Raw genomic sequence first — 17,142 nt, 5'->3', positions numbered from 1 at the left:
TATATACAGAAAGGAACTGAAATGAAGATTGCCAAGAACACGGTCGTGACTGTGAATTACAAACTGTCCGATGCCCAGGACAATCTGATCGAAGACGGCCGTCAACCGATGGTCTACCTGCACGGTGGCTACGAGAACACCCTGCCAAAAATCGAAGAAGAACTGGACGGCAAGGAAGTCGGTTATTCCTCCATCATCCAGATCGAACCGGAAGATGCGTTCGGCGACTACGACGCCGCGCTGGTCAAGGTCGAGCCGCGCAACCGCCTGCCTGAGCCGCTGGAAGTGGGCATGCAGTTCGAAGGCATGCCTGACGGCGAAGACGGCGAAGAAGCGATGATCTTCACCGTGACCGACATCGCCGACGACAAGGTCGTCCTGGACGGCAACCATCCGCTGGCCGGCATGGCGCTGCGCTTCTCGCTGAGCGTCGCTGAAGTGCGCGAAGCATCGGATGAGGAAATCGCCCACGGCCACGTACACGGCGCCCACGGCCACCACCATGGCGACGAGGACGACGAAGGCGAAGACGGCGATCACGTCGCCATCCACCCGATCCACTAAGTTGTTTTAGCGTAGCGCGCCCGCGCGTTACTGCGGCGCGTCGGCGCCGCCGCCCTTGATGCTGAACAGGGTGGCGGCGCCCGGCGCGACGCGCACCTCGGCCCACTCGGCGCCGAGGCTCAGATGCCCCACATTGTCGCGCCACTGGATGGCCGGTTCGCTGCCCGTTGTCGCCGCCGCCGCGCTGTTCTGCGCATCGATCAGCAGCACCTTCCCCTTGAATTTTTCCGCCATCGCCTTGATTTGCCGGCGCGGCTCGGCGAAGCCGTCCTGCCTGGACTGGAAGCTGGGCAGCAGCGAGAAGCCTTCGTCCGCCTGCAGTCCGACGTCGCCGTCGGAGAACAGCACCAGTCCCTGCATCTTCTGCCGTGTGGCCAGCGTGAACAGGCGATGCAGCCAGGCACGGTTGGCCACCAGGCGATCCTCGTACTCGCTGTTGCGGCCCGCCTCCGGGCGGTAGTGGTTGTTATTGGCCGGCAGGTTGACGGTTGCGAACAGCACCTTGCCGTATTCCCAGTGCGCGTTCTCCGCGTAGCTGCGGAACTTGGCGGTGGACGACAAGCGTGTCAGCGGGATGCGGCGCGCGCCCAGCGATTCGCCGTCGCCGTAGAACAGTTCACGCAAGCGGTTCAGGCGCTCGATCGCGTTCGAGCGGCCGGCCGAGTTGAGGCAACCGCTCCAGTCGCTGCCGGCCAGCGACACGATCATCGGCTGCGCCGACTCGTCCAGCAGCGCGCGGCGCTGGGCATACAGCCTGTCGCTGCAAGGCTCGCTGCCGGCCTTGATGCCGGTGGCGACGATGAAGGCCGGATTGGCTTGCGTCGCCTCGGCGATGGCCCGCTTGAGCGCGGCTTCATCCTGCGACGCCTGGAGAGCGTGGCCGATCACGCCGAACTGGAAGCCGCGCGGCTTGGGCGGCGCGGCGTGCGCGGCCGACGACGCCAGCGCCGCCAGCACCAGCGAGGCGCACAGCATCGCGCGGCGGCTGCGCGGCGTGCACATCATGCCTGCGCCGACTCCGTCAGGCGCTTCAGCTGATACAGGCGGTCCAGCGCCTCGCGCGGGGTCAGCGCATCGGGATCGAGATCGTCCAGCGCGTCGAGCAGCTCGCGCATGGCCGGGCTGGTGGTGTTGCCAGCCGCCGGCGGCGCCACTTCGTCGTCGTCGGCATCGGTGGACGGCGCGGCGAACAGGTCCAGCTGCGGCGTCGCATCCAGCGCCTGCGCTTCCAGGCGCGCCAGGTGCTTGCGCGCGGCCTTGATCACAGGCTGCGGCACGCCGGCCAGCTGCGCCACCTGCAAGCCGTAGCTCTGCGAGGCGGGACCGTCCTGCACCGCGTGCAGGAACACGATGCTGTCCTTGTGCTCGACCGCCGACAGGTGCACGTTGTACGCGGTCGGATGGCTCTCCGGCAGCTGCGTCAGTTCGAAGTAGTGGGTGGCGAACAGCGAGAAGCTGCGGCTGGTGTCGATCAGATGGCGCGCGATCGCCCACGCCAGTGCCAGGCCGTCGAAGGTCGAGGTGCCGCGGCCGATTTCATCCATCAGCACCAGCGAATGCTCGGTGGCGCCGTTGAGGATCGCCGCCGCCTCGGTCATCTCCACCATGAAGGTGGAGCGGCCGCCGGCCAGGTCGTCGGTCGCGCCGATGCGGGTGAAGATGCGGTCGATCGGACCGATCGCCGCGCTGGCCGCCGGCACGTAGCTGCCCATGTAGGCCAGCAGCGTGATCAGTGCCACCTGGCGCATGAAGGTCGATTTACCGCCCATGTTGGGACCGGTGATCAGCAGCAGGCGGCGGTCGTCGACGAAGCGGCAATCGTTGGCGATGAAGCGCTCGATCTGGTTCTCCACCACCGGATGGCGGCCTTCGACGATGTTGATGCATGGCGTCTCGACCAGCTGCGGCGCGCACCAGTTGTGGCGCAGCGCGTGCTCGGTCAGCGAGGTCAGTGCGTCCAGCTGCGCCAGCGCCTTCGAGATGGTCTGCAGGGTGCCGATGAACGGCGCCAGGTCGCCCAGCAGCAGGTCGTACAGCATCTTCTCGCGTGCCAGCGCGCGGTCCTGCGCCGACAGCGCCTTGTCCTCGAACGCCTTCAGTTCCGGCGTGATATAGCGCTCGGCGTTCTTCAGCGTCTGGCGGCGGCGGTAGTCGTCCGGCACCTTGGTGGTCTGGCCGTGCGTGACTTCGATGTAGAAGCCGTGCACCTTGTTGTACTCGACGCGCAGGTTGGCGATGCCGGTGCGGGCGCGTTCGCGCGTCTCCAGGTCGACCAGGAACTGCCCGGCGTTCTCCGACAGCGCGCGCAGCTCGTCCAGCTCGGCGTCGTAGCCGCGCGCGAACACGCCGCCGTCGCGCACCATGGCCGCCGGTTCAGGCGCCACTGCGCGCTGCAGCAGGTCCAGGCAGGCGGCCGGTGTGGCGATGTCGGCATGGATCGCGGCCAGCAGGCCGTCGGCGTCAGTGATGGCGCGGCTCAGTCCCTGGCGCAGCGCGGGCAGCTGCGACAGGCCGTCGCGCAGGCTGGCCAGGTCGCGTGGACGCGCCGACAGCAGCGCGATGCGGGTGGTGATGCGTTCGATGTCCGGCACTTCGGCCAGTGTGTGCGACAGGCCGCCGGTGGCGTCGGCCTGGCCCAGCGCGGCGATGGCCTGGTGGCGCGAGCGCGCCACGCCCTGGTCGCGGCGCGCGTGGTGCAGCCAGTAGCGCAGCAGGCGCGAACCCATCGCGGTGCGGCAGTGGTCCAGCAGCGAGAACAGGGTAGGCGACTCCTGGCCGCGGATGGTCTCGGTCAGTTCCAGGTTGCGGCGGGTGGCGGCGTCGAGGCCGATGAATTCATTTTCGGTTTCGGTCGACAGCGTGCGCACGTGCTGCAGGCCGCGTCCCTGCGTCGACTGCGCGTAGCGCAGCAGCGCGCCGGCCGCGCCGAACGCCGCGCCCAGGCCGTCGGCGCCGAAGCCGGTCAGCGTCGCCACGCTCAGTTGATCGAGCAGCGCCTTGTGGCCGCTGACGACGTCGAAGTGCCAGTCCGGCACGCGGTTGACGTGGCAGCTCAGGTTTTCCTCGAACAGGTCGGCGTTATCGCCGCGCAGGATCTCGGCCGGCGCGATGCGCTCCAGCTCCTGCAGCATGCGCAGGTTGACGGTGCGGCTGTCGCCGGAGAACTCCATCAGCTTCAGCGCGCCGCTGGCCAGCGACAGCCACGCCAGGCCGGCGGTGGCCACCTTGCGCTGGCTGATGATGCACATCGCCAGCAGCGGACGTTCGGCCTTTTCCGGCAGCAGGTCGGCATCGGTCAGGGTGCCCGGCGTGACCACGCGCATCACCTTGCGTTCGACCGGGCCCTTGCTGGTGGCCGGGTCGCCGATCTGTTCGCAGATCGCGCAGGACTCGCCGATCTTGACCAGCTTGGCCAGGTAGCCTTCGAGCGAATGGAAAGGCACGCCGCACATCTTGATCGGCTGGCCGCCCGACGAGCCGCGCGCGGTCAGCGTGATGCCGAGCACGCGCGAAGCCTTCTCCGCGTCCTCGTGGAACAGCTCATAGAAATCGCCCATGCGGTAGAACACCAGCATGTCCGGGTACTCGGCCTTGATGCTGAGGTACTGCTGCATCATCGGCGTGACTTTTTCGGTAGGGCTGTTCTTGACGGCGGCGGCGTTGATTTCGTTCGGGACGGTGGTCATTGGTTCTTTTTCGGCGGTGCGATGAGTCTGGTTTTGCGGAGACTCAAACGGCCTCCGCGCTTAACCCGTCATTCTACCGCTTTCGGCGGTGCGCTGACGAATTCGTGGAACTGCCTTGACGTGAAGGATCGATGCGATGACCAGATGCGAGCGAGAGTAGGCCATCGCCCGCGAACGATGTGCGGCGTGGTTCGCGTCTCCGGATCGGCAAAGGGGCTGCACGGCGCTACAATGGACCAATGTATGCGGGGCCAGGTTAGCGAAAGATGTGGCGGCAATCCCGTCGCAATGAGGGGGCGATGAAGTATGCGGTTGAAATCGATCGGGCAATCGACAGTGAGCAGCTTGCATCTGCCTTGACCCTGGCCGAGCAGTGGATCGTTGCTGCCCCTGAAGACGCTAGTGCCTGGAGCAAGTTGGCTCATGTTCATGAAATGAGCGAGGATTTTGCGAAGGCGAGTAGCGCTGTCTCTGTGGCCCTCAAAATTTCACCTGAATATCCACCTTATTTGTTCAAAAAAGGCTATGTCGAGTATCGCTTGGGAAACTATACGGATGCCGCACGGTCCTTTGGGCGATGTGTCGCGAGGTCTGAAATAACCCGGGACGGCTACTATCTGGATGCCGCCCGGATAGCTCAGGCCCGATGTCTCGTTCTGGATGGGCGTGCGAGTCTTGCCGTCACTGTCATTGCCTCGGCAGCTGCAAACTCGGCGACATGGCTGGACAAGCGATTCTCCAAGGAGGATGTGATGAAATCGATTAATCCCCCGCATTGAAGAGCAAAAAAGCGGACTGGCGTCGAAGTCGCTTCAAAAGGCGGCCTTGCCACGCATGACGAGGACTTCGGCCAAGCGCCGGGCCATTGGGACGTGCCCTCCGGTCTTTACCTGATGCTGCCATTGCTGGGGCCGTCGACGATGCTCGACGCCAGTGCGCTCCCTGTCGACTTCGCAACAGATCTGCTTGATGTGGCGGCACTCGACCACTATGCATTCCTCCGTGATGGCTTCCTTCAGTGGCACCAGAGCAAAGTGCCCGACGGGGAAACGCCGGTCGCGACACTTTAGCGACACCCCATGCGGCATAGTCATCGCTCGCTGCAAAACTCATCCACCACACACTCTCTCCAAGGAATTTTAATGAAGCTGTCAAACATCATCCCTGCCATCTTGCTGACCACGCACGGCGCGGTATCCGCCGCACCCGGACCGGACGACGATGGCGGCCCGCGTCCGACGCTGAGCCTGGGCCTGGGCGCCGTCGTGTCGTCCCAGGTGTATGCCGGCGAGGATCGCAAGATCATGCCGGTACCGTTGGTGTCCTACGAGAGCGAGCGGTTTTTCTGGCGCGGTATCGGCGGCGGGCTTCATCTGGCCGATCGCGACGGCTTCAGCCTGGACGCCACGCTGTCGGCCCGCTTTGGCGGCATCAAGCGCAAGGACTTCGGCGCCCGCGAACTGGCCCAGCGCGGCATTCACCGGGATCTGCTGGACAATCGCGACGATGGCCTGGACCTGGGCATCGCGGCGGCCTGGGGCGGGGACCTTGGCGAGCTGGAAGTCGGCGTCAAGGCGGATGCGACGGGCGCCAGCAAGGGCTACGAGGGCAGCCTGAAGTACGGCTATCCAATCCGGTTCGGCGGTACGCGGATCACGCCCCATGCCGGCGTCTCCCTCATGTCGAAGAAACTGTCCAACTACTACTACGGGACCCACGACGCCGAGGTCGCGCGCGGTGTCGTCAACTACAAGCCGGGCAGTGCGGCGGTGCCGGCCATCGGCATCGACGTGGTGCATCCGCTGTCAGGAAAGTGGATTATATTGGGCAGTTTCTCGTACAAAATACTGCCGACCAAAATTACCGACAGCCCCTTGATCAAGCAAGGCGCCAATGGCAGCGCCTCGCTGATCCTGGGCGTATCGAGGGGATTTTGAGCTTCATAAAGGGCGCACGATGATCGAACAGGCACTGAGCATATTGATTGTCGAAGACAATGCCGCGCTGGCGGCCAATATCTACGATTTCCTGGAAGCCTGCGGCCATCTGCCCGACGCCGCGCCCGACGGCGAGTCCGCGCTCGGCCTGATCGGGCTGCATCGATACGATGCGATCGTGCTGGACTGGATGATGCCGCGCATGGACGGCATGGCGATGCTGACCCGCCTTCGGGGCGAACTGAAATCGGACATTCCGGTGCTTTTTCTAACGGCAAAAGACCAGGTGGAAAACAAGATCCAGGGTTTTGAGGCCGGCGCCGACGACTATCTGGTCAAGCCGATCGCGCTGGCTGAACTTGAGATCAGGCTGCGTGTGGTCGTGACCCGCGCCAAGGCCGCACAAACGCACTCGCGCGTGCTCGCAGTGGCCGATTTGCGGTTCGACCTGGGCACGCAGCTTGTCACCAGGGCCGGGCGCGAACTCGCGCTTTCGCCGATCCGGCGCCAATTGCTGGAACTGCTGATGCGCAGGTCGCCCCACGTGGTGCGCCGCGAGGACCTTGAGAACCTGATCTGGAAGGACGCCGTGCCCGACGCCGACATACTGCGCTCGCACATGCACATGCTGCGCAAGGCGGTGGATGGTGATTCTGTCGTCAAATTAATCCAGACCGTCACCGGCTCTGGCTATCGCATACGGTCTGGACATGATTGAATCAAAAACACAGAACGCCCACCCGGTGGTGCGCCGCCGTAGTCTGCAATGGAAAATCAGCCTGGCCTTTATCCTGTTCGGGCTGGTGATGACCCTCGGCATTATATTTCAGGCGAGACTGAGCCAGGGCCTGATCGTCCATCCGATCTGGGAGCAACTGCTGATGTCGAGCACCTCCCAGTATCTGGCGTCGGCGCGAGAGCAGCCCGGCTTCCCCCTGCCATCGCAGGGACCCCTGCGTGGCTGGCGCCTGTCCGGGGAGCGCATTCCAGGTGATATGCCGGTCTACTTCGCCAAGCTGGCGCCCGGCTACTATGACGAGGAGAAAACCGATAATCTCGATGCAGGCAGCCATGCGGTGCTGGTGACCGCGGCCGGAGCGGAGCGGATTGTGATGTCGCTGGATATCACGGAATTGGAGCGCGACCAGAACAGGAGCGTCGTGCTGGGTGCCGTGTTCTGGATGCTGGGCGTGATCATGATCACGCTCAGTGCGCTCTGGATTTACCGCAGCCTCAGGCGGCCCATGCAGGAGCTGGCGCTGGCGATGAATGAGCTGGACCCGGAACAACCGTCCGCGCGTCTGTCGGTCGATTTTCAATTGATCGAGCTGCATGATATCGCCGTGCTCGTTAACCAGCACCTGGTGCGCGTGGAGCGGTTTATTCAACGCGAGCGCGGCTTGCTGGACCAGGCCAGCCATGAGTTCCGCACGCCGATCGCGGTCATCGCCGGCGCGACCGACGTCCTGATGCGGCAGGCGCTGCCGCCAAGCTCGCTGGCGCCGCTGCAAAGGATACGTGCGACGACCGATAACCTGACCGAGATCATGGCGGCCTTGCTTTATCTGTCGCGCGAGCCGGACGGGCAGGCCCACAACGAGACCACGCGCATCGACGCATTGCTGGACGTGCTGGTGGCCGACCACCGGCATTTACTGGAAGGTAAGCTGGTTGACTATATGCTCGACACGGCCGCGCCGCTGTGGGTCAAGGCGCCTGAGGCGATGGTGCGCATCGTGATCGGCAACCTGCTGCGCAACGCGGCCGAAAACAGCTATGAAGGCGCGATCCATGTCGCGCTTGACCGCGGGTGCCTGAGTGTGCGCGACTGCGGCACCGGCTTTGACACCGTTGCCGCGGCGCGCAGATATTCCCTGTCGCTGCGCAACTCGGTGAAGCTGGGCGGCGGGCAGGGCCTGGGGCTATTCCTGACCAAGCGCATTTGTGAGCGATTTGGCTGGTCGCTGCTGGTCTCGTCGACCATTTCCAAGGGAACGCTGGCGCAGCTGCGCTTTTACGACGAGTGACTTCACGCGGGCACTTCCGGACGGAGCTCGACACCAAAAAAAAACCCGCGATGTGCGCGGGTTAAGTCCAATTCCTTTGGAGAGATTTGGAGGAGACGAATACATTGTGCCGCGTCGCACAAATTTTTGCCAAGTCTATTTTCGCATACCGTTATTGGTTTCCTGATCGGGGCCCGCGCGGCGTGTTCGCGGCCTTCGCAAAAAAGCTCGGCGCCGGGTAAAAGCTGTGATAAGATGGATTCTGTTATCGATAACTTGAGTTTCAACAGGTTGTCGGTAGCGGATGTTTCACCGTCACTCGCCAGTGTTTAAGCGGCCACCCCGGCCGCTTTGATCCGGCGGCTTTTTCAGCCGCCGGCCTTTTTTCGTCCATACACTTGCCGGGTGGCGGCGCAACATCGCATCCTGGCCGCTAAACATGGGGATCGCGCCTGACTTCACTGGGTTTTATCAACTCGACCGCATATAATCGACACTTGCCTGAACAACCGGAATCAATGGTGCCTGTAAAACAAACCGACCGTAGCCAGACCGGCGCGACCATCTACGACGTTGCCCGGATAGCCGGCGTATCGGCGATGACCGTATCGCGCGTCATGAACGGCAATACGCACGTCTCCGAAGCCACGCGCGACAAGGTGACCGCCGCCGCCGCGTCGCTCAACTACCAGGTGAACTTCGCCGCCCGCGCGGCGCGCGTCGGCACGCTCGGCGTCGGCCTGTTGTACAGCAATCCCAGCTCGGCCTACCTGAGCGCCTTCCTGGTCGGCGCGATGGAGCAGTGCAGCCAGAGCGGCGGCCAGTTGATCCTGGAACGCTGCGACGACATGCGCAGCCAGCGCAGCGCCATCGCCCGCCTGATCGCCAACGGCGCCGACGGCATCCTGGTGCCGCCGCCGCTGTGCGATTCCAAGTCCGCCCTCAAGCAGCTCGACCAGATCGGCATGCCGACCGTGGCCATCGCCACCGGCCGTCCGCTGGCCGGCGTCTCGGCCGTCCGCATCGACGACTATGAAGGCGCGATGGCGATGATGCGCTACCTGCTGGGACTGGGCCATACCGACATCGCCTTCGTGCAGGGCGACCCGCTGCACACGCCGGCGCAGTTGCGCTACCAGGCCTACCTGGATGCGATGGAGCAGGCCGGCCTGAAGGTGGCGCCGGAGCGCGTCGCGCCCGGCCTGTTCACCTACCGTTCCGGGTTGAGCGCGGCGCGCCAGCTGTTGGGACGCAAGAGCCGGCCGAGCGCCATCTTCGCCGCCAACGACGACATGGCGGCGGCCGTCATCGCGGTGGCCCACGGCCTGCACCTGCAGGTGCCGGAAGACCTGGTGGTGTGCGGCTTCGACGATACGCCGGTCGCCACCACGGTGTGGCCGGAGCTGACCACCATCCACCAGCCGATCGGCGACATGGCGCGCGCCGCCGTCGACCTGCTGATCGAACAGATACGCCGCCGCCGCGCCGGCGGTCCGGTGGTGGCGCAGCACAAGCTGTTGCCGTTCACGCTGATCGCGCGCGAGTCCTCGGACCCGGCTGCCGCCGGCGCCCAGGACGGCGACGCGCTTACAGGATAAGGATGCCCTGCAGCGAGGAGATGCGCTCCGGATCGGACCAGTCTCCCAGCAGGCGGCCGGCCGCATCGAACTCCAGCAACTGACGGCCCTTGGCGCCGTTGTCCGGTCCATGTCCCTGCCAGTTGGCCACCACCAGGTGGCCGTTGTCCAGCTGCTGGAAGCTGGCGTAGAAGAACGGCGCGATCTCCGGCGCCACGTCGCCGGCGCCGCCGAAGGTGCCGGCCAGCCGGCCCCCGGCATCGAAGCGCGCCATGAAGCCGCCGTAGCCGGCCGCCACCAGCGTCGAGCCGTCGGCGCAGCGCTCCGCTTTCCACGCATGTTCGAAGCCCGGCGCGCGCAGCTCGCGCAGCGCGTTCAGCGCGCTGTCGGTTTCCAGGATGTGATCGTTCATGCACAGCAGGTAGCTGCCGGCGACGGTGGGGCGCATCAGCCGCACGTAGTCGCCGTCGCGGCGCGCGGTGTGCCGCAGTTGGCCGCCGGCGTCCAGCGTCAGCACGTTGATGCCGCCTTCGCCGTCGAGGTTATAGCCGGTCACCAGCGTGCTGCCGTCGTCCTGCCGGCGGGCGGAGGTGACGTCGGCCCAGCGGTCGCAGGCGGCCAGCACTTCGCCGCTGCCGATGTCGATTTCAAAGTAGCCGCGCTCAAAGCCGATCAGCGCGCGGTTGGCGTCCAGCCGCTGCATGTCGCGCGCCAGCGGGAAGTCGGCCAGCTCGCGGGTCCAGCCTGCGCCGGGGTGGATGGTGTCGATCAGCGACAGGCGCTGGCGGCCTTCGTCGATGGCCAGCAATCGGTGGTTCAATGTCATGTGTGCTCCGTGTTACCAGTAGGATGTCCAGCTGCGGCTCAGGCGCAGCAGGGCTTCGAGGTAGAAGTAGTCGCCCCAGATGCAGCTCTCGTCGACGCCGATGCCGTGCGGCTTGTGGTAAACCGCGTGCCGCAGCAGGCCGCCACCCGGGAGGTCGTTGCCTTGATAGCGTTCGGACAGCTGGCGCACTGTGCGCAGCGCCGCGCGCTGGTAATCGCCGCGCAGCGGATCGAGCAGCGGCAGGCTGTTGGCCAGCTCCAGCAGGCCGCAGGCGGCGATGGCGGCGGCCGAGCTGTCGCGTTCCTCGGCGCCCGAGGTGAAGACCAGGTCCCAGTAGCAGACGCCATCTTCCGGCAGGCGGTTCAGGTAGTAGTTGGCCAGCACCTTGGATAGCTCCAGCAGGCGCGTGTCACCGTTGTGGCGGTACACCAGCGGGAAGCCGGAGATGCCCCAGGCTTGCCCGCGCGCCCAGCACGAGTCGTCCGCGAATCCCTGATGGGTCTTCCCATGGCGCGGCGCGCCGCTGGCCGGGTCGAAGTAGAAGGTGTGGAAGGTCGAACCGTCGGCGCGCACGATGTGGCGCGCGGCCGCTTCGATGTGGCGGTTGGCGGCGTCGCGGAAAGCCGGCTCGCCGCTGTAGTCGCTGGCCCAGTACAGCAGCGGCAGGTTCAGGTTGCAATCGATGATCATGCGGCCGGCCTGCTCGGGATCATTCAGGTCGCCCCAGGCCTGGATGATGCCGGCGCGCGGCTGATAGCGTTCCAGCAGCAGGCGCGCAGCGCCCATCGCCGCCTCGGCCGCGACGGCGCTTCCGGTCAGCTTGTAGGCCGACACACAGGACAGGCTGTACAAAAATCCGAGGTCGTGGTGGTTGACGTTGTGGCGTTCGGCCTGGCGGCGGTGGAAGCTGAGCACCTGGCGCTCGGCCGCCTCGCGGTAGCGCGGTGCGCCGCTGGCCTCGTAGGCCAGCCACAGCATGCCGGTCCAGAAACCGTTGGTCCATTCGTCGTTGCCCATCGCCGGGTACACGCCAGCGACGCTGGACGGTGCGGGGAACTGGTCGCCGAAGTGGGCAAGGTTGCGGTCGACGGCGGCCAGCGCGCTGGCCAGCGCCTGTTCGACCATCAACTGGTCGTCGCGCTGCGGCGCGCTGCCGTCCTTGAGCGTTTCCATGATGGCGGGGTTAAGAGACGGAGGCATTGGATTCCTTTGCAAGCGAGGCGGGTGAAGGTGTTGAGTTGCGCGTGATTTCAGGCGGTGTGGCTTCCAGCGCCCAGGCGGACAGCGCGAGGAACACGGCGCCCAGGCCTGCCAGCACCAGGTAGGTGGCCGGGAAGCCGAGCAGGTCGTAGCTCTTGCCGGCCAGCGGCGACAGGATCGCCAGCCCCAGCGAATGGCCGAAGCTGACGCCGACCATGTAGATCGTGGAGGCGAGCCGGTTGTCGAAGTGGTGGGCGATGTAGCGGAACACCGACACCACCAAGATCGGCAGCTCCAGCGAATGCAGCATCTTCAACACCGAGATCGACACCGGGCCGACCGCGAAGCTGGAGCCGCCGATGCGCAACATCATGATGACGCCGGCCAGCATCAGCCCGCGCTTGGCGCCGATGCGCCGCACCAGCAGCGGCGACAGGAACAGTCCGCCGGCCTCGATGAAGATCTGCGCCGAGTTCAGGTAGCCGAACATGGCGGCGCCCTGTTGCGGCGTCGGGAACAGCGAGGCGAAGTAGCTGGGGAACTGCTGGTCGAACACCAGGTACAGATTGGTCACGCCGAGGATGAACACCATGAAGCGCCAGAACTTGGGATCGCGCAGCAATGCCAGCGCGTCGGCCAGCTTGACCTTGCCGGCGGCGGTCGTGGCCTCGTCGGCGGCGCCGCTGCCGGTCTTCCACAGCGCCAGCATCGCGATCAGCACCAGGCCGGCGCCGGAGGCGATGAAGAAGTTGATGCCGGGGTTGATGTTGTACAGGCGGCCGGTCAGCATGGCGGCGCTGGCGAAGCCCAGCGATCCGCACAGCCTCACGCGGCTGTACTCGAAGCCGTGGCGGCGGCCGATGCGATCCACATACGATTCGATCGCATAGCTGCCGGCGATGAAGGTCACGCCCAGGTAGGCGCCGCCGGCGACCGCGCCCAGCAGCAGGTTGGCCTTCAGCAGCGGCGCGTAGACGTAGACGAAGAACAGGCCGCACAGGCTGCACAGCGCGCCGACCGCCCACAGGATGTGCTTGCGCGTGCCGACCTTGTCGGAGATGAAGCCGTAGACCGGCTGCGAGCACATGGCGGCGATGAAGTTCGCCGAGAACACCACGCCGGCTTCGGCGCCGCTCAGCTGCAAGGTGTTGCGGAGCCACAGCGTCAACAGCGACACGCTCATCGCCTGCGCGAAGAAGTAGATGAAGACGAAGCTGCACAGGAAGCGGAAATGGTTTTGCTTGTCGGTCATGGCCGGCTCCCTGCATGCGCCGCGACGGGCGTGATCCAGATTGCCTGGCCGCCGGATGCGGACAGGCGCGTGTCGATCACGCTGGAGGCGTCGACCAGGCGGCGCTCGATCTTCACGTGCGTGGCGCCGGGCGCGTTGGCGTCGTCCGAATAGATGCTGGCCTGGTACGGCCTGCCCGGTGCCAGGAAGTCCAGCTTGACCGACAGCGCGCGCGCATCGTTGTTGGTGATACTGCCGATGAACCAGTCTTCGCCCTTGCGGCGCGCGGTGGTGATGAACTGGCCGGGGGTTCCATGCAGCACCCTGGTCTGGTCCCAGCTGGTCGGAATGCGGTCCCAGAATTCCAGCTCCGGCTCGTTGTGCTCCATTTCCGGCTTGTCGTACCAGTACAGCGTTTGCAGCGGGCTGTAATAGATCGCCGCCAGCGCCAGCTGGTGCGCATGGGTGGTCTTGATGCGCGGATCGAAGTAGCAGATCGTGTAGTCGGCGGCACCGGCCAGGTAGCGGGTGAAGGGCAGTATGGTGTTGTCGGTGGCGCTAGGCATTTCCTCGTTGCCGCGCACCCCCTCGGCGGTCAGCAGGTTGGGCCAGGTGCGCTGCTCGCCGGTCGGGCGCCAGTCGTCGTGGATGTTGACCATGATGTGGGCGTCGGCCGCCTGGCGTATGGCCTGGTTGACCCAGGTGGACCAGCGGTGCGAGCCGACCTGCACGAAGCCGAACTTGACGCCCTTGACGCCCCAGTCGCGGTAGGTCTTGAACAGCGTGTCGGACTGCGTCAGCAAGGCTTGCTGGTTCACGTACAGCCAGACGCCGATGCCCTTGCTCTTGCCGTAGGCGATGATGGCGGGCAGGTCGAAGTCCGGTATCGCGACCTTGCTGGCGTCCGAATCGAAGCTGAAGGCCGGGCCGTACCACTTCCAGTCGAACAGGATGTACTGCAGGCCGCGCCGCGCGGCGAAATCGATGTTGGCCCTGGCGCTGGCGGTGGTCTGCGTCATCACGCGCATGATCTTGCCAGGCTTGATCCAGTCGGGCTGCGCGATGCGCGAAGGTGGATTCAGGTTGAGGATGAAGTAGCTATGCTCGGCCAGCGCGCCGGCCGATTCCGCGACCATGATGCCGCGCCATGGCGTGGAAAACGGCGAGATCAGGTCGGCCGCGTCGTGCATCGACGTGACCAGTGTGTTCGGGCGCTCCTTGCTCAACTTGAACTTGGTGCGCGCGTAGTCGACCATCTGCGCCTCCAGCAGGCTGACGTGGATGCCGCCCAGCAGTTCCAGCGTCAGCGGACGCTCGGATTCGTCGGGCCAGTCGGCCAGCTCCAGCTGCTTGTAGGGCGCTTGCGCCCAGCCGTGGTACCAGGCCTTGGCGCCCACCGGCAGCGCGAACTCGGTGTTCTCGGCGGTGATGCGGTAGTAGCTGCCTTTCGGATGCTCGGGGAAGCTGAAGCGGAAGGCCACGCCTTCGTCGTAGGCGCGTACTTCAAGCTGCAGCTTGTAGTCGGGATTGTCGTCCTTGACCATGTCGATGGTCAGCAGGTTGTAGCGGTCCGGGATCACGGCTTGCTCGCCGTAGCCTGGGGTCCAGCTGCTGTCGTGCGCGGTGATGCCGTTGCCGGTGATGGCGAGGTTGTCGAACCATTTGGCGCGTCGGTCCACCTTCAGCGCCATCGCGCTTTCGGACAGGTGATTATCCAGCCGCAGTTCGAGCAGCGAATCGAGGATCACCGGCTTGTGCTTGTAGTTGACGCGGTAGTGCAGCTGCCGCTCGCCGCCGGCCAGCACCTTTTGATAGAAGATGTACTGGATGTTCTTGTCGGGCGAGGAGACGCTGGCAAGATGGTGCTGCTGCGCTGACTGGGCGTGCGCGGCCAGCGGCATCCACGCCGTCAGCAGCAGTCCCAGGAAACTGGCAAGGATTTTCATAGTTGTCTCAATTATTATCTTTGTAATGTACCGCTTAGTGATTGTAGACCGACACTGCGGGCAGCAAGCCATGCAGCTGCTCCAGCGTCGGCGGCGCGGCGCCCCGCGCCCGGCCGGCGGCCGCGCCGCCGGCGACGGCATGGCGCAGATGCTGGTCCATGCCGGCCGCCGGATGGCGCATGAGGCTATACAGCAGGGCGGCGATGCTGGCATCGCCGGCGCCGACGGTATCGGCCACCCGCACCGCCGGTGCCGGCGCGCGCCATTCCCGATCACCGTGCAGCAGCCTGGCGCCGGCGGCGCCCAGCGTGTAGAGATAGAGCGCACCCGGGTTGATGGCGCGTAGCGCGGCCAGCGCCGGTTCCGGATCCCGGCAGCGGAACAGGCCACACAAGTCCTCGTCCGATACCTTGATCACGTCGGCCAGCGCCGTCATCTGCCGCAGCACAGGATCGTAGCGTTCGTCCATCAGCGCCCGGTAGTTCGGATCGTAGCTGATCGATACACCCTGTTCCTTGAGCCGCGCGGCCAGCGCCAGCAGCTTGTCGCGCAGCGGCGGCCGCGCCAGGCTGATGCCGCCGAAATGCACCCACGACGCGGCGCCTTGCCAGCCGGCCGGCAGCCGGCTCGGATCGAAGTGCAGGTCGGCGCTGTCGTCGCCGACGAAGAAATAGCGCGGCGGATTACGCTCGTACACGATGGCCAGCAGTGGCGAACGGCCAAGCTGCTGCAGGAAGCGCGGATCAAGTCCCGCTTCCGCGCTGGCCTGCAGCAGCGCGTCGCCGAACACGTCGTCGCTGATGGCGCCGGCGAATGCGCTCGGCACACCGAGGCTGGCCATCACGCGGGCCACATTCCAGGTCGAGCCACCGACCTGGCTGGTCCAGCTATCGGCGCCGCTGCGCAGCAGGTCGGTCAGCGCCTCGCCGGCCGATACGAAGACGGGTAGGCCGCTCATGCCTCGCTCCCCAGACCGTGCAGCACTTCATAGCACGCGCCCATGGTGTGGTAGTCGACTTTGCCGGCCGGGCTTTTCTCGTCGCTGAGCTTTTCGTTGGCGGGACCCAGCACGCGATACCAGGCGCCATGCTGGTGGTCGACGAAGTGGCGCCAGCTATAGGCCCAGATCTGGTCGTACCAGACCCAGTAGCCGTCGTCGCCGGTGCGTTGTGCCAGCACGGCGGCCGCCGCCAGGCTTTCGGCCTGCACCCAGAAATACTTGTCGGCGTCGCAGATCTCGTCGTCAGGCCCGAAGCCGTAGTGGATGCCGCCATGCTGCGCATCCCAGGCCTTCGATACGGCGAGGTTGAACAGGTCGGCCGCGCGCGGCGCCAGCCATGCGGTCTGGCCGTCCAGCGCCACCGGATGGCGTTCCAGTTGCAGCAGCAGCTTGGCCCATTCGGTCAGGTGACCCGGCTGGTAGCCCCATGGACGGAAGATATTGCTCTTGTCGTGACGGTTGTAGTCCCAGTCCACCGACCAGTCGGCGTGGTAGTGCTCCCAGATCATGCCGCCGGCCAGCGCCGCCTGGCGCACGGTGATGTTGTGGGCCAGCACGGCGGCGCGCTGCAGGTAGTGGGTTTCGCCGCTGGCCTCGAAGGCGGCGATCAGCGCTTCGCAGGCGTGCATGTTGGCGTTCTGCCCGCGATAGGGATCGAGCACGCTCCAGTCGCCGCTGGCCTGGTCGGCGTACAGGCCGTGTTCCGGCTGCCAGAAGCGGCGCTCCATCAGCTCGAAGGTTTCCGTCATGTGGTCGCGCGCCTCGCCGACACCGGCCGCCAGCGCCTGCGCATAGGCCAGCAGCACGAAGGCCAGGCCGTAGCAGTGGTTGTCGGCGTCGATGACCTGCTTCCTGCCATCCTTCCAGGACAGCTGCCAGGCGTAGCCGCCGGTGCGCGGATTACGGTGCACCTGACGCAGGAAGGCCAGGCCGTGGTGCAGCGCCTCCAGGTAGGCCGGGTCGCCGAACTGGCGCCAGGCCTTGGCGTAGTTGAAGATGAAGCGCGTGCTGCTGACCAGGTGGCGCGTATGGCGGTCGTAGACCGTGCCGTCGTCGCGGAAGAAGTGGAAGAAGCCGCCGCTGGGATCGATGCAGCGCGGGTGATAGAAGCGCATGGTGTGGGCGATGTGCGACAGCAGCATCCCGCGCGAGCGAAAATCTGGAAGCAT

Annotated in this window: 14 protein-coding genes and 1 pseudogene; 7 read left to right on the top strand and 8 right to left on the bottom strand. The window is 65.5% G+C overall.

Features of this window, described 5'->3' with window-relative positions; genetic code table 11:
* Positions 1–21 precede the first annotated feature (21 nt).
* The gene (locus tag ACEN9F_RS10715) at positions 22–564 is read left to right on the top strand and encodes an FKBP-type peptidyl-prolyl cis-trans isomerase (protein WP_413420005.1); all 543 of its coding nucleotides are present in this window, start codon (positions 22–24) and stop codon (positions 562–564) included.
* Positions 565–591: 27 nt separating this feature from the next.
* On the opposite strand, the gene ACEN9F_RS10710 is transcribed toward ACEN9F_RS10715, so the two are convergent.
* Together ACEN9F_RS10710 and mutS are read right to left on the bottom strand one after the other, a co-directional pair.
* Positions 592–1,569 (bottom strand): hypothetical protein, encoded by a 978-nt coding sequence (locus ACEN9F_RS10710; protein WP_413420004.1) that lies wholly within the window; start codon positions 1,567–1,569, stop codon positions 592–594.
* Positions 1,566–4,250, bottom strand: coding sequence for a DNA mismatch repair protein MutS (gene mutS, locus ACEN9F_RS10705; RefSeq protein ID WP_413420003.1), 2,685 nt, complete (start codon positions 4,248–4,250; stop codon positions 1,566–1,568). Before mutS ends, ACEN9F_RS10710 begins: the two co-directional genes overlap by 4 nt.
* Positions 4,251–4,516: 266 nt before the next feature.
* On the opposite strand from mutS, the gene ACEN9F_RS10700 reads away from it, so the two are divergent.
* The 6 genes and pseudogenes from ACEN9F_RS10700 to ACEN9F_RS10675 all read left to right on the top strand — a co-directional run bounded on the left by ACEN9F_RS10700 (position 4,517) and on the right by ACEN9F_RS10675 (position 9,791).
* The gene (locus ACEN9F_RS10700; protein WP_413420002.1) at positions 4,517–5,029 is read left to right on the top strand and encodes a tetratricopeptide repeat protein; all 513 of its coding nucleotides are present in this window, start codon (positions 4,517–4,519) and stop codon (positions 5,027–5,029) included.
* Between the two features lie 36 nt (positions 5,030–5,065).
* Positions 5,066–5,320, top strand: a pseudogene (locus ACEN9F_RS10695) (MlaA family lipoprotein); the annotation flags it as partial.
* Positions 5,321–5,392: 72 nt separating this feature from the next.
* Positions 5,393–6,187 carry a MipA/OmpV family protein gene (locus ACEN9F_RS10690; protein WP_413420001.1) on the top strand — a complete coding sequence of 265 codons (795 nt, stop codon included), beginning with the start codon at positions 5,393–5,395 and terminating at the stop codon, positions 6,185–6,187.
* 19 nt (positions 6,188–6,206) lie between these two features.
* Positions 6,207–6,905, top strand: coding sequence for a response regulator transcription factor (locus tag ACEN9F_RS10685; protein WP_413420000.1), 699 nt, complete (start codon positions 6,207–6,209; stop codon positions 6,903–6,905).
* Complete coding sequence (locus ACEN9F_RS10680) at positions 6,898–8,214, top strand: sensor histidine kinase (protein WP_413419999.1); 1,317 nt, start codon at positions 6,898–6,900, stop codon at positions 8,212–8,214. The genes ACEN9F_RS10685 and ACEN9F_RS10680 overlap by 8 nt, the downstream gene beginning before the upstream one ends.
* Positions 8,215–8,714: 500 nt before the next feature.
* The gene (locus ACEN9F_RS10675) at positions 8,715–9,791 is read left to right on the top strand and encodes a LacI family DNA-binding transcriptional regulator (RefSeq protein WP_413419998.1); all 1,077 of its coding nucleotides are present in this window, start codon (positions 8,715–8,717) and stop codon (positions 9,789–9,791) included.
* Here ACEN9F_RS10675 and ACEN9F_RS10670 read toward each other — a convergent pair.
* From ACEN9F_RS10670 to ACEN9F_RS10645, 6 genes are read right to left on the bottom strand one after another with little or no spacing between them, the layout of a single operon-like run.
* Positions 9,781–10,596, bottom strand: coding sequence for a hypothetical protein (locus tag ACEN9F_RS10670; protein ID WP_413419997.1), 816 nt, complete (start codon positions 10,594–10,596; stop codon positions 9,781–9,783). The two genes, ACEN9F_RS10675 and ACEN9F_RS10670, sit on opposite strands and share 11 nt — an antisense overlap.
* 12 nt (positions 10,597–10,608) lie before the next feature.
* Positions 10,609–11,796, bottom strand: a complete 1,188-nt coding sequence (locus tag ACEN9F_RS10665) for a glycoside hydrolase family 88 protein (RefSeq protein ID WP_413419996.1) — start codon at positions 11,794–11,796, stop codon at positions 10,609–10,611.
* On the bottom strand, positions 11,780–13,048 hold the full coding sequence (locus tag ACEN9F_RS10660; protein ID WP_413419995.1) for an oligosaccharide MFS transporter: 1,269 nt from the start codon (positions 13,046–13,048) through the stop codon (positions 11,780–11,782). Before ACEN9F_RS10660 ends, ACEN9F_RS10665 begins: the two co-directional genes overlap by 17 nt.
* Positions 13,045–14,973 (bottom strand): glycoside hydrolase family 97 catalytic domain-containing protein, encoded by a 1,929-nt coding sequence (locus tag ACEN9F_RS10655; RefSeq protein WP_413419994.1) that lies wholly within the window; start codon positions 14,971–14,973, stop codon positions 13,045–13,047. Before ACEN9F_RS10655 ends, ACEN9F_RS10660 begins: the two co-directional genes overlap by 4 nt.
* A 34-nt stretch (positions 14,974–15,007) precedes the next feature.
* Complete coding sequence (locus ACEN9F_RS10650) at positions 15,008–15,931, bottom strand: carbohydrate kinase family protein (RefSeq protein ID WP_413419993.1); 924 nt, start codon at positions 15,929–15,931, stop codon at positions 15,008–15,010.
* Positions 15,928–17,142 carry an AGE family epimerase/isomerase gene (locus tag ACEN9F_RS10645; RefSeq protein ID WP_413419992.1) on the bottom strand — a complete coding sequence of 405 codons (1,215 nt, stop codon included), beginning with the start codon at positions 17,140–17,142 and terminating at the stop codon, positions 15,928–15,930. The genes ACEN9F_RS10650 and ACEN9F_RS10645 overlap by 4 nt, the downstream gene beginning before the upstream one ends.

The sequence above is a fragment of the Duganella sp. CT11-25 genome (assembly GCF_047302815.1).
Lineage (GTDB): Bacteria > Pseudomonadota > Gammaproteobacteria > Burkholderiales > Burkholderiaceae_D > Rugamonas.
The sequence above is the reverse complement of the archived record's forward strand: the minus strand, read 5'-3'. Positions and strand labels throughout refer to the sequence as shown.